We start from the raw sequence: 16608 nt of genomic DNA, 5'->3' as shown, positions 1-16608 counted from the left end.
ACGTCGGTTGCCCGTGAGCCACAAGGGCACCACGTGACCGGTGAGCACCACAAGTACGCGATGAGACAGGGGAGTTGGCTGTGGACGCCTCGATCGTGATCATTTCGGCTGGAGCGTCGGCGGCACGGCGGCCTCCCGAGTACGTCGCAGCAGGGTGCGGCCGTTCCGTGGGGCGCCGTGTGACGGGCGGCCGGGTGACGGACCATGGGTACTGACGGCGGGGGCGGGCGGACGTGAGGGGCAGCGCAGTGGCAGACAGCGAATCCATCCGGGCGGAGTCGGCGCCGGAAGCGGAAGCGGAAGCAGAGGCGGAGGTGCAGGCGGAAGCGGGGTCGCCGTCGGAGGACGGCCTCCGGTCGTCCGGCAGCCCGCGTCCTCCGCGGTCCCTGCGCCGGCGGCTGGGCGGGGGCGTGGTCCTGATCGTCCTCCTGCTGCTGTTCTTCCTGCCCTGGTGGACCCTGTTCGCCTCCGGCACCGGCTGGCCGTTCCCGGTCCTCCTCGTCGGCACGGTCGTCTTCGCCGCCTGGCTGGCCTCCTTCCCCTTCCTCATGGCCGCCGGGCACGGACGGCGGGGATCCGACCGCGCGGCCCGGGTCGCGGACAGCACCCTCGGGGTGGTCTGGGTGCTGTTCACCTGGTCGGTGCTGGGCGGCCTGGTCCACCTCGTACTGATCGGGCTCGGCGTCGGCGGCGCCGGGCGGGCCAGGAGCATTGCCGTGGCCGTCGCCGTGATCTCCGCCGTGCTGCTGGCGTGGGGGCACCACGAGGCCATGCGTGTGCCCCGGGTGCGGCGGCTGGACGTGCACGTCCCGCGGCTCGGCGGCGGTCTGGACGGAACCCGTGTCGTGGTGCTGGCCGACACCCACTTCGGGCCGATCGACCGGGCCGGCTGGTCGGCGCGGGTCGCCGAGGCTGTCAACGCGCTCGACGCGGACATCGTGATCCACGCGGGCGACATCGCCGACGGCACCCCCGCCCGGCGCCGGGAGCAGTCCGCGCCCCTCGGAACGATCCGGTCACGGCTGGCGAAGGTCTATGTCACGGGAAACCACGAGTACTTCGGGGAGGCGCAGGGCTGGCTGGACCGGATGGCGGAACTGGGGTGGGAGCCGCTGCACAACCGGCACGTCATGGTGGAGCGCGGCGGTGACGCCCTCGTCCTGGCCGGTGTGGACGACGTGACCGCGGAGTCCTCCGGGCTGGCCGGGCACCGTGCGAACCTGGTCGACGCGCTGGCGGGGGCGGACCCGGAGCGGCCGGTCCTGCTCGTCGCCCACCAGCCCAAGTACGTCGCACAGGCCGCTGCGGGCGGCATCGATCTGCAGGTCTCCGGGCACACGCACGGTGGCCAGATCTGGCCGTTCAACTTCCTCGTACGGATCGATCAGCCGGTGGTGCGGGGCCTGAGCCGGCACGGCGAGCGCACCCAGCTCTACACCAGCCGGGGCACCGGATTCTGGGGGCCGCCCTTCCGGGTCTTCGCACCGAGCGAGATCACGCTGCTCACCCTGCGGGCGGGCGACGGGCCGACCACGTAGAAGCGCACGCGGAACCGGCGCTCAGCACACGGGGAACCAGCTCTCAACGCACCGGGAAGCCGAAGGAGTACCCCTGCTCCTTGAGCCGGGGGAGGAGGCGGCGCAGGGCCTCGACGGTCTGGGTGCGGTCGCCGCCACCGTCGTGGAAGAGGATCGTCGGCCCGTTGGGCAGTTCGTTCTCGACGGTGGCGACGACGGTGTCCGTACCGGGACGCTCGAAGTCCTTGCTGTCCACGTTCCAGCCCAGCGGGCGCATGCCCCGGGAAGCGGCGAGCTTGCGGCTGTACGGGGTGAAGGCCCCGCCGGGCGCCCGGTAGTACATCGGCCGTACGCCGCCCGACGCCTTGGTGATCATGCGTTCGGCGTCGAGTATCTGCTGCGACTGGTAGGTCTCGGACGCCTTGTCCATGGCGGTGTTGTGCGACACCGTGTGGTCGCACAGCCGGTGCCCGGCCGCGACCACCTTCTTCACGAGGTCCGGGTGGGCCTGGGCCTGCGGTCCTATCATGCAGAACGTGGCCTTCACCCCGTACTCCCGCAGTAGATCGAGTACGTGAGGGGTCCACACCGGGTCGGGGCCGTCGTCGATGGTGATGTTGACGGCGTGCGTTCCCGCCTCCGACGCGTGCGCGATGGTCACCGCGACCGGCTTGACGCCGCCCGGCGTGGCCGACGCGGTCGCCTTCGGGGGTGACGTGACCGCGGAACCGGCCTGCGCGGTCCACACCGAGGCGCCGGCCGCGAGCATCGTCACCCCGAGCCCCGCCCCGAGCACCTTGCCGTACCAGCCCCGCCCGCCGTGCCGTGCCATGTCCGCCCCTTGTCTCGCCAGTCCCGCGCCGGTCCCGGTCACCTTGCGACCACTGGGAAGGACGAGGCATGGAGGCCGAGGGATGCGTCCGTTACCGATCACGCACAATTCCGGGGGAGTTCGCGGACAACTCCCCCGCGAGCGGACGCCGGGAGCGGCCGGCTCCGGCCGGGCCGGTCGGCGCTCCGGTCAGCGCTCCTGCACTTCGACGACAGGCCCTAGCTCGCGATCGGCTCCGACAACTGCCGGGTGACCCGGTCGAACAGCTCCGTCAGCGGCTCGCCGATGTCCCGGCCGAACCCGGTCAGCCCGTAGGTGACCTGGGGCGGCGTCGTCGGCTCGACCTTCCGCCAGGCCAGCCCGTCCTGGACGAGCGCGCGCAGGGTCTGGGCGAGCATCTTCTCGCTGATGCCCTGGATGCTCTCGCGCAGTTCATAGAAGCGGAGATCGTTGCTCCGCAAGGAGATCAGCACCCAGATGCCCCACCTGCTGGTCACATGGTCGACCACATTGCGCGCGGGGCAGTCGGTGTGAAACACGTCATACCGCTCGCCCGACTCGGTCCGTGTGAACTGCACGCCTTCCGTCATGTCAGGAGCTTACCTTCAGGTATGTCCTTATCAAAAGTAAGTCTGGCTCCTAGCGTGAACGCCACAGAGAACATCGAACAAGGAGCTGACCATGATCGTAGTGACCGGAGCTACCGGGAATGTGGGCCGTCCGTTGACGCGGGCGCTGGCCGAGGCGGGCCACCAGGTGACCGCGGTGTCGCGGCACACGGCCGAAGTGCCGGACGGAGTAAGCCACTTGGTGGGCGACCTGAGCGAGCCGGCCGGCCTCGATCCCGTACTGACCGGGGCGAAGGCGCTGTTCGTGCTGCTCTCCGGCGACCTGCACGCAGCCGAGGCCAGGCCGGCCGACATCATCGGCAGAGCGGCGGCCGCCGGGGTCCGCCGGGTCGTCCTGCTCTCCTCGCAGGGCGTGGCGACCAGGACGTCCGGCCGGACCCGGATCACGATGCGAGGGGTGGAGGACGCCCTGCGGGAGTCCGGCCTGGAGTGGGCCGTCCTGCGGCCGGGGGGCTTCGCCTCCAACGCCCTGTGGTGGGCCGATTCCGTCCGTACACGAGGGGTGGTCGCCGCGCCCTTCGGCGATGTCGGGGTGCCGGTCGTCGACCCGGCGGACATCGCCGATGTCGCGATGGCCTGCCTGCTGGACGACCGGCACACCGACGGGGTGTACGAGCTGACGGGCCCTGAGGTGATCACACCGCGCCAACAGGCGGAGGCCATCGCCGCCGCGCTGGGCTCACCGGTGCGGTTCGACGAACTCACCCGCGACGAGGCCAAGGCCGCCATGACCCTGACCCTGCCGGCCGAACTCGCCGATGACACCCTGGACATCCTCGGCTCCCCGAGCCCGGCCGAACTGCGCGTCAGCCCTGACGTACAGCGGGTCACCGGCCGCGCCCCGCGTTCGTTCGCCGACTGGGCCGCCCGCAACGTCGCGGCGTTCCGCTGAGCGGGGAAGCAGCCCGGGTGAGAAACGGAACCGCTCAGGTCCGGGCGGCGGCGAACGGCAGCGACGCGTACCGCCGTACGTAGTTGCCGTCCGCGAAGGTGCCCGCCGCCGCGTCCACATCGAAGTCCGGGAAGCGGGCGAGGAGTTCCTCCAGGGCCGTACGGGAGACCAGACGGGCCGCTGAGGCCCCCAGGCAGTGGTGCGGGCCGTGGGTGAAGGCGAGGTGCTGGGGGCCTTCGCGGGTGAGGTCCGGGTGGTGGGCGGTGGGGCCGAAGGCGCGCGGGTCGCGGTTGGCGGCGCCGTAGAGCAGGAGAACTTTGCGGCCCGCGGGGACGGTCCGGCCGTGCAGCGTGGTGTCTTCGGTGACGGTGCGGGCCAGGCACTGGACGGGGGAGGTCAGCCGGAGGAATTCCTCGATGGCGGAGGGAAGCAGGGCGGGGGTGTCCAGGAGGGCACGGCGCCGGCCGGGGTGCGCGGTGAGGAGTTCGGCGGCGCCGCCGAGCAGGCCGGTGGTGGTGTCGTTGCCGCCGGCGACCATCGTGAAGGCGAAGCCGAGGATACGCAGCAGGGTGCCGGGGTCGTCGGACGGCATCAGGCCGACCAGGTCGGAGACGGTGTCGTCGGCGGGTTCACGGCGGCGGCGTTCGATCAGCTCGGTGAAGTAGCCGAAGAGGCTGGTGACGGCTTCGGCGGCGGTGAGCGGGTCGCCCAGCGCGTTGGCCTCGACGATGGCGTGGGTCCAGCCGTCGAAGCGGGCGCGGTCGTGTTCGGGGACGCCGAGATAGCGTCCGACGACATAGCTGGGCAGCGGTTTGAAGAGTTCGGCGACGATGTCGCAGCTGCCGCCGAGATCGGCGACGCGGTCCAGGCGGTCCCGGACGAAGGCACGGACGTCCGGCTCGATGGCGGCGACCCGGCGCGGGGTGTAGCCGCGGCTGATCAGGCGGCGGAAGCCGGTGTGTTCGGGCGGGTCCAGCATCACCATCGGGGCGGCGTCGGTGATACCGAGGCGCGCACGCTCGCCGTAGGTGATGGTCAGGCCGTCGGCGGAGGAGTAGCGCCCGGTGTCGCGGGCGGCGGCGAGCACGTCCGCGTAACGGGAGAGGACCCAGTAGTCGCCGTCGGTGACGTGGTGCAGGGGGTGCGCGTCGCGCAGTGTCGCGTACATCTCCCACGGAGAGCGCCAGCTCTCACCGGCGCACGGGGCGAACGGGGCCTGCTGAGATGCGGTCATGCGGGGAGGGTGGGGGCGGCGCCCGCAAGAGTCAATGGCGGCCCGGGGGGTGAGTGCCGGGGGCGCCGGACGGATCTGCCGGGTGGGTCCGTCGGGCGGATCCGCCGGGCCGGGCCGGTCTCCCGCCACGTAGTGTGCTCGGGTGCTGAGTCACAAGGAACTGACCTCCCCGGAACGGCAGTTGTGGGACGCGTTTCCCGAAGGGCGGCAGGTCGACCTGCGGTCGGGCGGCCCCGACGGCGAGGACGACGTGGAACGCAGCAGCGAATGGGCCCCCGAACGTACCGTCCGGGCAGAGGTGTTGACGGCGCTGCTGCTGGGACGGAACAGCGGGCAGTCGGGGGCGGTGTCGCAGCCCTGCGGCTCGTCGTCGCTCGGATCACCGGCGCACTCGCGTGGGAAGGGGCCGAGCTACGCCACCTGCTCCGCCTCGACCGCTGCCGGCTGGAGCAGAAGGTGCGTCTCGACAGCGCGTCGACGCTCGCGATCGCCCTGGTCCACAGCCGGATACCCGGTTTCTCGGCGCCGTCGGCCCGTATCGGGGGACGTCTCGACCTGCGTGGCTCCGTGATCGAGACCCGGGGCCACAACGGTCTCCAGCTCATCCATGCCCATGTGGCGGGCGGACTGCGGCTGGACGGGGCTGTGGTGTCGGCGCCGGACGGTATCGCTGTGTCGGCGGGCGGCATCGTGATGGACGGCGCGGTCGTCTGCGAGGACGGCTTCCGGGCCCGCGGCGCGGTGATGTTCCCCGGGGCACAGCTGTCCGGCGGGCTGTTCATGCGCGGGGCACACCTGGAGGCCCCCGGCGGCATCGCCCTCGGCGCGGACAACGCGACGGTCTCGGCCGTCCGCTGTTCCCACGGGTTCACGGCCGACGGCAGCGTGCACATGCGCGGGGCACAGATATCGGACCTGCTCTCCTTCGAGCAGGCCGTCCTCACCGGCTCCCCCGAGTCCCTGGTCGCGACCGGGCTCCGCGCCCAGGATCTCGACCTGCGCTGTGCGGCCCCGCCCGCCGGCACCCTCGATCTGCGTGGCGTACACGCCGCCTGGGTGCACGACGACGCCCGCAGCTGGGCAGGTGAAATGCGGCTTGAGGGCTTCACCTACGACTCGATCCGGTCCGAGCCGGACACGGTGGACGGAAGGCTGGAGTGGATTCACCGCAACCCCGGGTACTCACCACAACCGTACGAGCAACTGGCGAGTCACTACCGCCGGATCGGCCACGACGACGAGGCACGCCGGACGCTCCTGGCCAAACAGCGCAACCGCCGCCGCTTGCTGAGTCCCTGGAGCCGCGTCGGGGGCTATCTGCTCGACGGCACCGTCGGGTACGGCTACCGCCCCTGGCTGGCCGGGGCCTGGCTCGCCGTCCTGACCCTGGTGGGTTCACTGGTCTTCGGCACGCACACCCCGAGTCCGAACAAACCGGGTGAGGGACCGCCGTTCAACGCCGTTGTCTACACGCTCGATCTGCTGGTCCCCATCGGGGGATTCAGCCAGCGCGAGGCATGGCACTGGTCAGGCGGCGCCCTGCAGGCGATGGCCTACGCGCTGATCGCGATCGGCTGGGTGCTGACGACCGCCGTGGTCGCCGGGGTGACCCGCACTCTGAGCAAGAACTGAACAGGCAGCGGCCTGACCTACGTTCAGGGGCATCAGTCGGCCCCGCGTTCACGACGAGCGGTAGGTGTCCCGCCGGCACTGCCGGTGCGCCCGGTCACCCTGGCCGGTGCCGTTGAGCGAGAGGAGCGCCGGGAGCGGAGTGCCGGTGTTCCACTGGCCCAGCAGGTCGCGGTGAAGGGCCAGGATTCCGTGCTGGACCGCGAGGGCGAGCGCGGGCTTGCTGAACGGACACGTGGCCACGAACACCGCGACGTCGGCCTTGTGGTGCAGCCAGGCAGTGCCGACGAACTTCTGCATGTCGCCGCTGGGAACGTACCGGTGCGGGGCGTAGTGCTTGCACTGGACGACCAGTCGGCGGCCGTCGGCGAGCGTCGCGACCACGTCCGCGCCCAGGTCCCCCGACTTGCCGCTGACCTCGACGTCCGTACAGCCGTCACGCCGGCACAACTGCGCCACGTACCGCTCGAAGTCCTGCCAGCTCATCGCGTCCACCGCCGCCAGTGACCGGTGGCCCGTGCGGATCGCGTCCTCCTCGCGCCACTGCCGCTTCCTGCCACGCACCAGCCGGTCCGTACGCCGGAGCCATCCGGCCGCGGCGCCCGCACCGCCGAGGACGACGGCCCCGGCCAGATAGGGCCAGACGGTGCTCCAGAACGCGGCCAGCAGGACCAGCACCACGGCGGCCCCGCCCCACGCGGTGTCCCTCCTCGCCTCGTACCGCCTCCGCGCGGCCGAACGGCGCTTGGGCTTTTTCACCACACGTCTCTTCGCCCCGCGGTTCTTCGCCACGCGTCTCTTCGCCACGCGTCCCCCCTCGCTCCCCGCCCCACCGAGGTGAGTGTGGCCGACCGGGACACGGCGGGAAAGAGCGGCTGTTCGGCCAACGCTTCGGCCGGTCCGCACCCGCACACGTACCCGTACGCTGCGCCCGCCCTTACGCCCCCGCGCTCTCCTGCACGCCGTCGGCCGGCGCCGCGAACTCCTCGGGCCTGCCCTTCTTCGGCAGCAGGACCGTGATTGCCAGGAAGGCGACCAGCAGGCAGCCCTGGACCAGGAGGGCGTGGTGGAAGCCGGCGATGAAGTCACCCGACGTGGCGTCGGCGAAGAACACCGAGCCGAACACCGCCACACCGATCGAGCCACCGATCGACTGCACCGCCGACAGCACCCCGGACGCCGAACCGATCTCGTCGTCGTCCACCGCGGCGAGGATGAAGCTGAACAGCGCGGCGATGACCAGACCGGCACCGATGCCGCACACGACCACCCCGGGCGCGACGTCCCAGATGGAGAACGTGCCGCCGATGTGGCCGAGTTCGTACCAGAGCAGCGCCGCGCCGCCCAACTGCACGAGCGGGCCGATCTGCAGGACCGCGCGGCCGATCCGGTCGGCGAGTACGGCTCCGCTGACCGCACCGCCGATCGCGGTCCCCAGCGCCAGCGGCAGGTTGCCGAGACCGGCCTCCCCGGCCGAGAAGCGCTGGCCGATCTGGAGGAAGAGGGTCAGGACCAGCTGCACCCCGATCAGCCCGCCGAAGAACAGCGCGATGCCGCCGAGGCCGACCGTGAAGGCGGGCTTGCGCAGCAGAGCAGGGGTGACGAGCGGCTCGCGTCCCTGCGCGGCCGTACGTCGCTGCTGTACGGCGAAGAGCGCGAACCCGGCCACCGAAGCGGCCATGCAGAGCCAGGTCCACAGGGGCCAGCCCGCGTCCTGGCCCTGGTTCAGGGGCAGGACGAGCAGGGCGCAGGAGAGCGCGACCAGAGCCGCTCCCGTGCCGTCCACGACCACGGCCCGGTCGCCCGCTCTCCGGGGAACGAACTTCGCGGCGACGGCCAGGGCCGCGAGGCCGATCGGCACGTTCACCAGGAACACCAGCCGCCAGCCGAGACCGAAGAAGTCACCCTGGATGAGGCCGCCGCCCAGCACCGGGCCGACGATGCCGCCGAGTCCCAGCACGGGGCCGAAGATCCCGAACACCTTGGTGAGTTCCGCACCGGTGAAGTTCTCGCGGAGCAGGCCGAGCCCCTGGGGCAGCAGCATCGCTCCGGCCGCTCCCTGGACCAGCCGGACGGTGATCAGGGTGCCGATGCCGGGCGCGGTCGCGCAGAGCAGTGAGGCAGCGGTGAACGCTCCCAGGCCGATCAGGAACATCCGGCGCCGCCCGTACCGGTCGCCGAGCCGGCCGCCCAGCACAAGACCGGCCCCCAGCGTGAGGGCGTACCCGCCGATCACCCACTGGAGGCCCACGGACGTCGCACCGAGCGACCTCTCCAGGGCGGGCCCGGCCACGTTGACGATCGACGCGTCCAGCAGGTCCATGATCTCCGCGACGAGCATCACCACGAGGATCAGCCAGCGCCACCGGTAGGGGGTCTGCGAGGAGGGTGGGACCTGGACGGCACTCATTTTACCTCAGATGGTTGATTATCAATTTTATTAGCAATATCGAGAGTATCCTGCTCCTCATGGACGTCAAATCAGCCGAGGCCGAGGCCGGAGCCGGGCCAGGGACCGAAGCCGGGACCGAGGCCGGGACCGGAGCCGGGCCAGGGGGCGAAGCCGGGCCAGGAGCCGGAGCCGGAGCCGGAGCCGGGAGTGAACCGGCCGGACCCGGCGGTGTCATCCGTGAGCAGCTGCGGCTCCTGACGCTGAACCAGCAGCGCTTCGAGCGGCATCTGAGCCGCAGGCTCCAGGTGGACCCGGCCGGGCTCGCGGTGATGGACCATCTCGTCCATGCGGGGCCGACCACCCCCACCGACCTCGCCCGCCGCCTGGACGCGTCGACCGCGGCGACGACGCTCGTGATCGACCGGCTCGCGGCCGGGGGGCATGTCACCAGGCAGCCCCACCCCACCGACCGCCGGAAGGTGATCATCACCCCGGCCCCGCACTGGGAGACGACGGCCTACGAACACGTCGCTCCGCTCATCCAGGGCGTGACCGCGGCCGCCGCGGCGCTGGCGCCCGATGAACAGGCCACCGTGGCGGCCTTCCTGCGGCGGATCGTCGGGGTCTACGACGAAGCGATCAAGCCCTGACCCGGTCCCGCCGATGCACCACCCGTACCCGCACGACCCCGCACCCCTCGCCCGCACCCGCACCCCTCGCCCCGCACCCGGCGGAAGGAAGCGTCCGATGACCACGACCCCCTTCGAAGAGTTCCGCGCCCTGCATCTGCCCACCGCCGGAGAGCCGCTCGTCCTGCCCAACGCCTGGGACCACGCATCGGCGGCCGCACTCGCGGAGGCCGGGTTCCGGGCCATCGGGACGACCAGCCTCGGAGTCGCGGCCGCTGCGGGAAAGCCGGACGCGACCGGTGACACCCGCGCGGAGACCGTGCGGCTCGCGCTGGGGCTCGCCCGGATGGACGCCCTGATCAGCGTGGACATCGAAGGCGGCTTCAGCACCGAACCGGGCGAAGTGGCACGGCTCGCGGCCGAGTTGGCGGACGCGGGCGTCGTCGGCGTCAACATCGAGGACGGGCGGACCGACGGCACGCTCGCCGACCAGGACCGGCAGTGCGAGATCATCCGGGCCGTCAAGGACGCGGCGCCCCAGCTCTTCGTGAACGCCCGCACGGACACCCACTGGCTCCCCGGGCACACGGAACAGACCGCGCGCCGGGCGGATGCCTACCAACGCGCGGGCGCCGACGGCCTGTTCGTCCCCGGCCTCCAGGACGGCCACGCCATCGCCGGTCTGATCCAGGACCTCGATGTCCCGCTCAACATCCTGGTGTCACCGGGCGGCCCCTCCGTCGAGGGACTCGCCGCCCTGGGGGTACGCCGGATCAGCACCGGCTCCCTGCTGTTCCGGGCGGCCCTGCACGCGGCGGTCGCCACGGCCAGGGCGGTGGCGGACAGCACGGCACTCCCCGCCGGGACCTCCGGCATCCCTTCGTACGCGAAGGCACAGGCGCTCGCCGACCGGTTCGGCAGCGCCGGCAGTTGACCGGGCGGCAGCCCGGTCAGCAGCCCGCGTCAACGGCCCGCGCCACCGGCCGTACGGACGGGAACTCCGTCCCGCGAACTCCATCCCGTCTGTTATGCACCCCAATTGCGCTCAATAAATGCGCGCCAATCAGCATGATCAACAACCGCTCAACTCTCGGCCGGCATCCGACGATTCACGATCACCCGGCACCCCGCACCGGAGCGGATAGAGACACGAAATACCCGCATACATCCACCGGCGGAAGAGCGTTAGCGACCGCCCCGATTTCATTCTTCGCACCCCCTCCCACCAGGTCTTACGCACTCGAAATCCATGAAGCGCGCCATTCGTTCCGGCCGCCGCGGCGCCAGGAGAACCGAACGCAATAACAGACCGGCGTTGCGCTATTAAGGGAAGGCGACCGCTTTCCCGCTCTCGTATGCTGACCGAGTCATGCCATCAGATGGATTTCTCCGGGCACGCAGACCGGAGCAGAAGCAACAGCGGCGCGAGTCCATTCTCGCGGCCGCCCGCAGCCTTGCACTGGAACACGGAGTACGACGGGTCACGCTGGGCAGCGTCGCCGACGCCGTGGGGCTCGCGAAGTCCAATGTCATCCGGTACTTCGGCACCCGCGAAGAGATCTTCCTGGTGCTCGCGGCAGAGGACTGGGAGGAATGGCGGCGCGAGGTGGCCGCGCGGCTGGACGCCGGTGACGAGGCCATCGGCGCGCTCGCCGAAAGCCTCGCCGAGCGCCCGCTCTTCTGCGATCTGCTCAGCCAGGCCGCGACGATCCTGGAGCACAACATCTCGCTGGACGCGGCCCGCACCTACAAGCTCGCCGTGCTCACCGCCATCTCCTCGCTCAGCGCACAGGTCGCGCGGGCCCGCCCCGGACTGACCGAGGGCGAGTGCACCGACCTGGTCTCGACCGCAGGGGCGCTCGCGGGCATGCTCTACCCGATGGCCACGCCACCACCCGTACTGGCCGAGCTGTACGCCCAGGAACCACGGCTCGCCGCGGTCCGGCCTCCGCTGCTGCCGACGCTGCGCCACACGCTGTCCGCACTGGCCGCCGGGCTGCCCGCCGTACGCTGACAGCCGTCACGTCACCGGCACCCGAACGCCACACCGGCGTTCGTTGTGCGCGGTCGCGCGGGAGTGATCCCGGGTGACCACGACACGCAGCAGCACCACGCACCACGGCACCACCGCCGCCGGCCCCCGGACAGGCGCCGCCACCGCCGTCCTGCGCGGCGTGGCCCGGGCCCTCACCGCTCCGGCCCTCGCCATCCCGCCGCTCGCCACCCCGGCCCTCGCCTTTCCGGCCCTCGCCTTTCCGGCCACCGCCGCCGTCGCTGCCGCCGCGCTGTTCCTGGCCTCGGCAGCCGCGCCCACCGCGGCGGCCCCGCGCCCCGTACCCCCCGGCCCCAGTGCCTCGCAGCGGGCGGCGGCCCAGCTGTCCGGGGAACTGGTGCGGGCCTCGACCGCGCGGGGCGCCTACCGGCAGTTGCGGAAGCTCCAGTCCCTCGCCGACGCCTACCACTCCACCCGGGCCGCCGGGACGCCCGGCCACGAGGCGTCGGCCCGGTACGTCCACGACACCCTGCGGAAAGCGGGGTACCGGGTCTCGTACCAGCCCTTCCCCATCACCTACATCGAGACCAGGGCCGAGAAGCTGGCCGTCGTCGCACCCGCCCCGCGCCACCTCACCGTCTCGGCGCTCTCGTACACCAAGTCCACCCCGGTGGGCGGGATCACGGCCGCACTCGCCGCCGTGCCGGTGGACGCGACCACGGGGTGCGAGCCGGCCGACTACACCCCGGGCGCGTACACCGGGAGGATCGCGCTGATCCGCCGCGGCGGCTGCACGTTCGCCCAGAAACAGCGGGCGGCGGCCGGTGCCGGCGCCGTGGCCGCGCTCATCTCCAACAACACCGCCGGCGCGCTGTCGGGCACCCTCGACTCCCCGACGGGCGTACGGATCCCCACCGGCGCGGTCTCGCGGGCCGACGGTGCGGCGCTGGCCGGGGAAGCGGCCCGGACCACGGCACGGCCGCGGAGCAGGACCGTGACCGTCTCGCTGGAGATCCGCCAGCTCCAGGAGCGGCGCATCACCCGCAATGTCATCGCCGAGACCAGGGGCGGCGACCCGGCGCACACCGTGATGCTCGGCGCCCATCTGGACTCCGTCACGGCGGGCCCGGGCATCAACGACGACGGCTCCGGCTCGGCCGGGCTCATCGAGGTCGCCCAGCAGCTCGCCCGGCTCCGCCCGGCGCACGTACACCGCCAACAGCCCGCCAACAAGGTGCGGTTCGCCTGGTGGTCGGCGGAGGAGCTGGGGCTGCGCGGCTCCCAGGCGTACGTCAGGAGCCTCACCGCCGCCCGACGCGAGCAGCTCGCCCTCTATCTGAACTTCGACATGATCGCCTCACCGAACTACGCCCAGCTCGTCTACGACGGCGACGACTCGGACCACAAGGGCGCGGGCCCCGGCCCGGCGGGCTCCGGCCACCTGGAGAAGGGCATCACCGCCTTCCTGGACCGCAGACATGTGCCGCACGAGGGCACGGACTTCGACGGCCGCTCCGACTACGGCCCGTTCATCGCCGCCGGCATCCCGTCGGGCGGCACCTTCACCGGCGCGGAGGAGATCAAGACCCCGGCGCAGGCGGCGAAGTTCGGCGGAAGAGCGGGGGCACCGCTCGACGCCTGCTACCACCTGGCGTGCGACACCCTGAAGAACATCAACATGACGGCGTTCGGCGTCAACATCGCCGTCATGGCCGACGCCGTGGGGACGTACGCATCCGACGTACGCCCGTGACGAGGAGGCAGCTGACAGGGAACCGACAGGGAAACGTCCGCAATCTTGGCCACAGGGTCACCGGAGGGAGTGGTTCCGATCTCGGTTCACTCCGGGTTCACTCCCGATTTGTCACAGCATGGGACCTTTGCGGGGCTGTAGTGCCCCACCACCGTGGCTGCACCCGGTGGCGCTTCCCCGGTAGGCTTTCCGTGTGATCTTCAAGCGCATCGGAAGCGGACGCCCGTACCCCGACCACGGCAGGGAATCCACCCGCCAGTGGGCGGATGTCGCGCCGCGCCCGGTCCGGCTGGACCAGCTCGTGACCACCAAGGGCCAGCTGGATCTGGAGACGCTGCTCGCGGAGGACTCCACGTTCTACGGGGATCTCTTCGCGCACGTCGTGAAGTGGCAGGGCGACCTCTATCTGGAGGACGGACTGCACCGGGCCGTGCGGGCCGCACTCCAGCAGCGGCAGGTCCTGCACGCCCGCGTGCTCGACATGGGCTGACACCGCCCCGCGAGGAGCCCCCGCGAAGCCCCCGCCGCGCGCCTCCCCACGCCCCCCACCGGGGCGCGGCTCACGGCTGACGTCCGCAGCGGGCCGACGCGGTGAGTCCACGGAATCCACCCTGGCCAGAGCCGCTTACTGGTCCTTTTGGGGCCATTTTCGCTCATCCGGCGGTCATCAGATGATCGTTAAGTTCGCATCACTGCCCTGCCGCACTACGCTGCGCTCATGAGCATGCTCACACCCCCCGGCATGGGCGGAAAGTACCGCATCACGGGCGACAAGTACCCGAGGATGCACCGCCCCCGACGGCGTGGCCGACTGGTCTTCGGGATCGTGGCCGCAGTCGTCGCCCTCGGCCTGGTCGGCTGGGGATCCCTGCAGCTCATCCATCTCTTCACCGGCGACTCCCACAAGGTGTCCGCCGCCGGGCAGCAACACGACTGCAAAGCCGGCGCCTCGCCGTCCACCGCGCCGGCGAAGGCGCTGCCCGCGCCCGCGAAGATCAAGGTCAACGTCTACAACGCGACCCCGCGCGGCGGTCTCGCCAAGTCCACCGCCGACGAGCTGAAGAAACGTGGCTTCACCATCGGGAAGGTGGGCAACGCCCCGGCGGCCTTCGACAAGAAGATCCCCGGCACCGCGCTGCTGCTGGGCTCGGCCAGGACCCCTGGCACGTCGTTCTCCGTACTCGGTACGCAGGTCAAGGGCGCCACGCAGAAGACGGACACCCGGAAGACCGGCGATGTCGACCTGATCATCGGCACCGGCTTCAAGGCCCTGGACACGAAGCAGGACGCCGCCAAGGCGCTGGCCACACTGGCCCACCCTCAGCAGACGCCCGCCGGGAAGTGCTGACGCGGGAACCAGGACGGCACGGCCCGGGCCCCCCGCCCGGGACCCCCGCCCGGAACGCCGCGGTCGCCCCGCCGGCTACTCCGCCGACCCGTACATCCGGTCACCCGCGTCGCCGAGGCCCGGCACGATGTAGCCCTGCTCGTTGAGCCGCTCGTCGACCGATGCGGTGACCACCGTGACCGGTGTGCCCGCCAGCTCGCGCTCCATGACCTCGACGCCCTCGGGCGCGGCGAGGAGCACCACGGCCGTGACGTCGTCGGCGCCCCGCGCGATCAGCTCACGGATCGCCGCGACCAGCGTCCCGCCGGTGGCCAGCATCGGGTCCAGGACGTACACCTGACGCCCCGAGAGGTCGTCGGGCATCCGTGACGCGTAGGTGGACGCCTTCAGCGTCTCCTCGTCGCGGACCATGCCGAGGAAGCCCACTTCGGCGGTCGGCAGCAGCCGCACCATGCCTTCGAGCATGCCGAGCCCCGCCCGCAGGATCGGCACGACCAGCGGGCGCGGGTACGACAGCTTCACGCCGGTCGTCGCCGTCACCGGGGTGTCGATGTCGACCTGTTCGGTACGGACATCGCGGGTGGCCTCGTACGCGAGCAGGGTGACCAGCTCGTCGGCGAGGCGCCGGAAGGTGGCGGAGTCGGTGCGCTTGTCGCGCAGCGTGGTGAGTTTGTGCGCCACCAGCGGGTGGTCGACGACGTGGATACGCATACGACAACGGTAACCGGGCCCAGGACCGGCCAACGCTGGCATCAACCCGCCGGAAGCGGGGAAGGCGGGCCGGTACGAAGGTGGTGTGGTCCATGCCCGAGTCCGAGCCCGCGAACGCGGCCCGCAGCGAGGCCGGCGACAAGCCGGAGAGCGCCGCCGAACGGCGGCGGCGCCGGGCGCAGTTTCTCCATGAGCTGAACGAGGCCAGGGAACTCCGCGACCGTGTGCAGCCCAGGCGCGCCAAGGTCGCCAGGCTGCGACAGGCCATGCGTATGCGGACGTTCCGCTGGTAGCGGCGTACCAAGGTTTTACCGGCCGGGGGAAGCAACACGCAGACCTGAGCCCGAAGACCTCTCGCGAACGCCATGTTTCTGCCACGATTCCCACTGGGCGGCGCACAGCGCGCCCTTTCGATAGACACCCCTAAGACCAGTGGGAGAGTCACGGTGTACTTCGCCGCACTGCTCGCGCGCACCGAAGACGGGTGGGAAGCGAGCGACACGGAGCTCGACGATGTGGAAACCCTCAGTGATCTGACCGATCTCGCCCGGGATGCCTCCGGGGACGAGGACACCGTCCTCGTCTTCATCGAACAGGAGGGCGCCTGGTTCGGTGTCGTCCGGGTCGATGGCGAGGATGATCCACGGATCTACGTCTCGGACGCCGCAGCCGCAAGTCGTTCCTCGTACGGAGAGATCCTCCTCACCGACGAGCTGATGGGCCGGGACCCGCAGGACCCGGACGCCCTGGAAGAACTTGTCGATCTCGACGGTACGGAGGACGGTGAGCTGGAGGAGGACGGGGACGACCCGGCCGACGAGAGCGAAGCCGTACCGCCGGGACCGCTCGGGGACATCGCGATCCTCGCCGACCTCGGCGTGACGGAGAAGGAGCTCCTGACACTCGGCACCGACGCACTGGCGGACATCGCCGACGCACTGGGCGCCGCCGAAGTCCTGGAAACCGTCCGCTGACCTACCTCAGGTGCCCGACGGCCGGACCCACGGCTGCCTGCAGACCGCTGCCGGCGCCCCCGGTGGGCACACCAT

General features: G+C 71.3%; 17 protein-coding genes. 11 read left to right on the top strand and 6 right to left on the bottom strand.

Annotation, left to right across the window (positions count from 1 at the left end):
- Positions 1 to 314 precede the first annotated feature (314 nt).
- The gene (locus OG510_RS19385) at positions 315 to 1538 is read left to right on the top strand and encodes a metallophosphoesterase (protein WP_406142459.1); all 1224 of its coding nucleotides are present in this window, start codon (positions 315 to 317) and stop codon (positions 1536 to 1538) included.
- Between the two features lie 43 nt (positions 1539 to 1581).
- On the opposite strand, the gene OG510_RS19380 is transcribed toward OG510_RS19385, so the two are convergent.
- Positions 1582 to 2349, bottom strand: a complete 768-nt coding sequence (locus OG510_RS19380) for a polysaccharide deacetylase family protein (protein ID WP_406138338.1) — start codon at positions 2347 to 2349, stop codon at positions 1582 to 1584.
- A gap of 218 nt (positions 2350 to 2567) precedes the next feature.
- Positions 2568 to 2939: a winged helix-turn-helix transcriptional regulator gene (locus OG510_RS19375; RefSeq protein ID WP_406138336.1), complete on the bottom strand. Its 372-nt coding sequence runs from the start codon at positions 2937 to 2939 to the stop codon at positions 2568 to 2570.
- A gap of 91 nt (positions 2940 to 3030) precedes the next feature.
- Here OG510_RS19375 and OG510_RS19370 point away from each other — a divergent pair, with 91 nt between their 5' ends.
- Positions 3031 to 3870 carry an SDR family oxidoreductase gene (locus OG510_RS19370; RefSeq protein ID WP_406138334.1) on the top strand — a complete coding sequence of 280 codons (840 nt, stop codon included), beginning with the start codon at positions 3031 to 3033 and terminating at the stop codon, positions 3868 to 3870.
- Positions 3871 to 3904: 34 nt separating this feature from the next.
- Here OG510_RS19370 and OG510_RS19365 read toward each other — a convergent pair whose 3' ends face one another.
- Positions 3905 to 5104, bottom strand: coding sequence for a cytochrome P450 (locus OG510_RS19365; protein ID WP_406138332.1), 1200 nt, complete (start codon positions 5102 to 5104; stop codon positions 3905 to 3907).
- Positions 5105 to 5371: 267 nt separating this feature from the next.
- Between OG510_RS19365 and OG510_RS19360 the strand changes: the two genes are divergently transcribed.
- Complete coding sequence (locus tag OG510_RS19360) at positions 5372 to 6736, top strand: oxidoreductase (RefSeq protein ID WP_406138330.1); 1365 nt, start codon at positions 5372 to 5374, stop codon at positions 6734 to 6736.
- A 48-nt stretch (positions 6737 to 6784) separates the two neighbouring features.
- On the opposite strand, the gene OG510_RS19355 is transcribed toward OG510_RS19360, so the two are convergent.
- Positions 6785 to 7402, bottom strand: a complete 618-nt coding sequence (locus tag OG510_RS19355) for a restriction endonuclease (RefSeq protein WP_406142458.1) — start codon at positions 7400 to 7402, stop codon at positions 6785 to 6787.
- Positions 7403 to 7670: 268 nt separating this feature from the next.
- Positions 7671 to 9143, bottom strand: a complete 1473-nt coding sequence (locus OG510_RS19350) for an MFS transporter (RefSeq protein ID WP_406138329.1) — start codon at positions 9141 to 9143, stop codon at positions 7671 to 7673.
- A 59-nt stretch (positions 9144 to 9202) separates the two neighbouring features.
- On the opposite strand from OG510_RS19350, the gene OG510_RS19345 reads away from it, so the two are divergent.
- From OG510_RS19345 to OG510_RS19320, 6 genes are all read left to right on the top strand, one after another.
- Positions 9203 to 9775 (top strand): MarR family winged helix-turn-helix transcriptional regulator, encoded by a 573-nt coding sequence (locus tag OG510_RS19345; protein ID WP_406138327.1) that lies wholly within the window; start codon positions 9203 to 9205, stop codon positions 9773 to 9775.
- 97 nt (positions 9776 to 9872) lie between these two features.
- The gene (locus tag OG510_RS19340; protein WP_406138326.1) at positions 9873 to 10688 is read left to right on the top strand and encodes an isocitrate lyase/phosphoenolpyruvate mutase family protein; all 816 of its coding nucleotides are present in this window, start codon (positions 9873 to 9875) and stop codon (positions 10686 to 10688) included.
- Between the two features lie 435 nt (positions 10689 to 11123).
- Positions 11124 to 11768, top strand: coding sequence for a TetR/AcrR family transcriptional regulator (locus tag OG510_RS19335; RefSeq protein WP_406138324.1), 645 nt, complete (start codon positions 11124 to 11126; stop codon positions 11766 to 11768).
- 277 nt (positions 11769 to 12045) lie between these two features.
- On the top strand, positions 12046 to 13500 hold the full coding sequence (locus OG510_RS19330; RefSeq protein ID WP_406142457.1) for a M28 family peptidase: 1455 nt from the start codon (positions 12046 to 12048) through the stop codon (positions 13498 to 13500).
- 193 nt (positions 13501 to 13693) lie between these two features.
- Positions 13694 to 13990 carry a type II toxin-antitoxin system VapB family antitoxin gene (locus tag OG510_RS19325; RefSeq protein ID WP_164262735.1) on the top strand — a complete coding sequence of 99 codons (297 nt, stop codon included), beginning with the start codon at positions 13694 to 13696 and terminating at the stop codon, positions 13988 to 13990.
- Positions 13991 to 14218: 228 nt separating this feature from the next.
- A complete protein-coding gene (locus OG510_RS19320; RefSeq protein WP_406138323.1) occupies positions 14219 to 14848 on the top strand; it encodes a LytR C-terminal domain-containing protein in 630 nt (209 codons plus the stop codon).
- Positions 14849 to 14923: 75 nt separating this feature from the next.
- Here OG510_RS19320 and upp read toward each other — a convergent pair whose 3' ends face one another.
- Positions 14924 to 15559 carry a uracil phosphoribosyltransferase gene (upp, locus tag OG510_RS19315; protein WP_164262731.1) on the bottom strand — a complete coding sequence of 212 codons (636 nt, stop codon included), beginning with the start codon at positions 15557 to 15559 and terminating at the stop codon, positions 14924 to 14926.
- Positions 15560 to 15651: 92 nt separating this feature from the next.
- On the opposite strand from upp, the gene OG510_RS19310 reads away from it, so the two are divergent.
- Both OG510_RS19310 and OG510_RS19305 read left to right on the top strand, forming a co-directional pair.
- Entirely contained in the window at positions 15652 to 15852 is a 201-nt protein-coding gene (locus tag OG510_RS19310; protein ID WP_164262729.1) for a hypothetical protein, read from the top strand.
- A gap of 153 nt (positions 15853 to 16005) precedes the next feature.
- Positions 16006 to 16533 (top strand): hypothetical protein, encoded by a 528-nt coding sequence (locus tag OG510_RS19305; protein ID WP_164262727.1) that lies wholly within the window; start codon positions 16006 to 16008, stop codon positions 16531 to 16533.
- Positions 16534 to 16608 lie beyond the last annotated feature (75 nt).

This window comes from Streptomyces sp. NBC_01089 (assembly GCF_045162975.1).
Lineage (GTDB): Bacteria > Actinomycetota > Actinomycetes > Streptomycetales > Streptomycetaceae > Streptomyces.
This window is presented reverse-complemented; position numbering and strand designations above follow the sequence as displayed.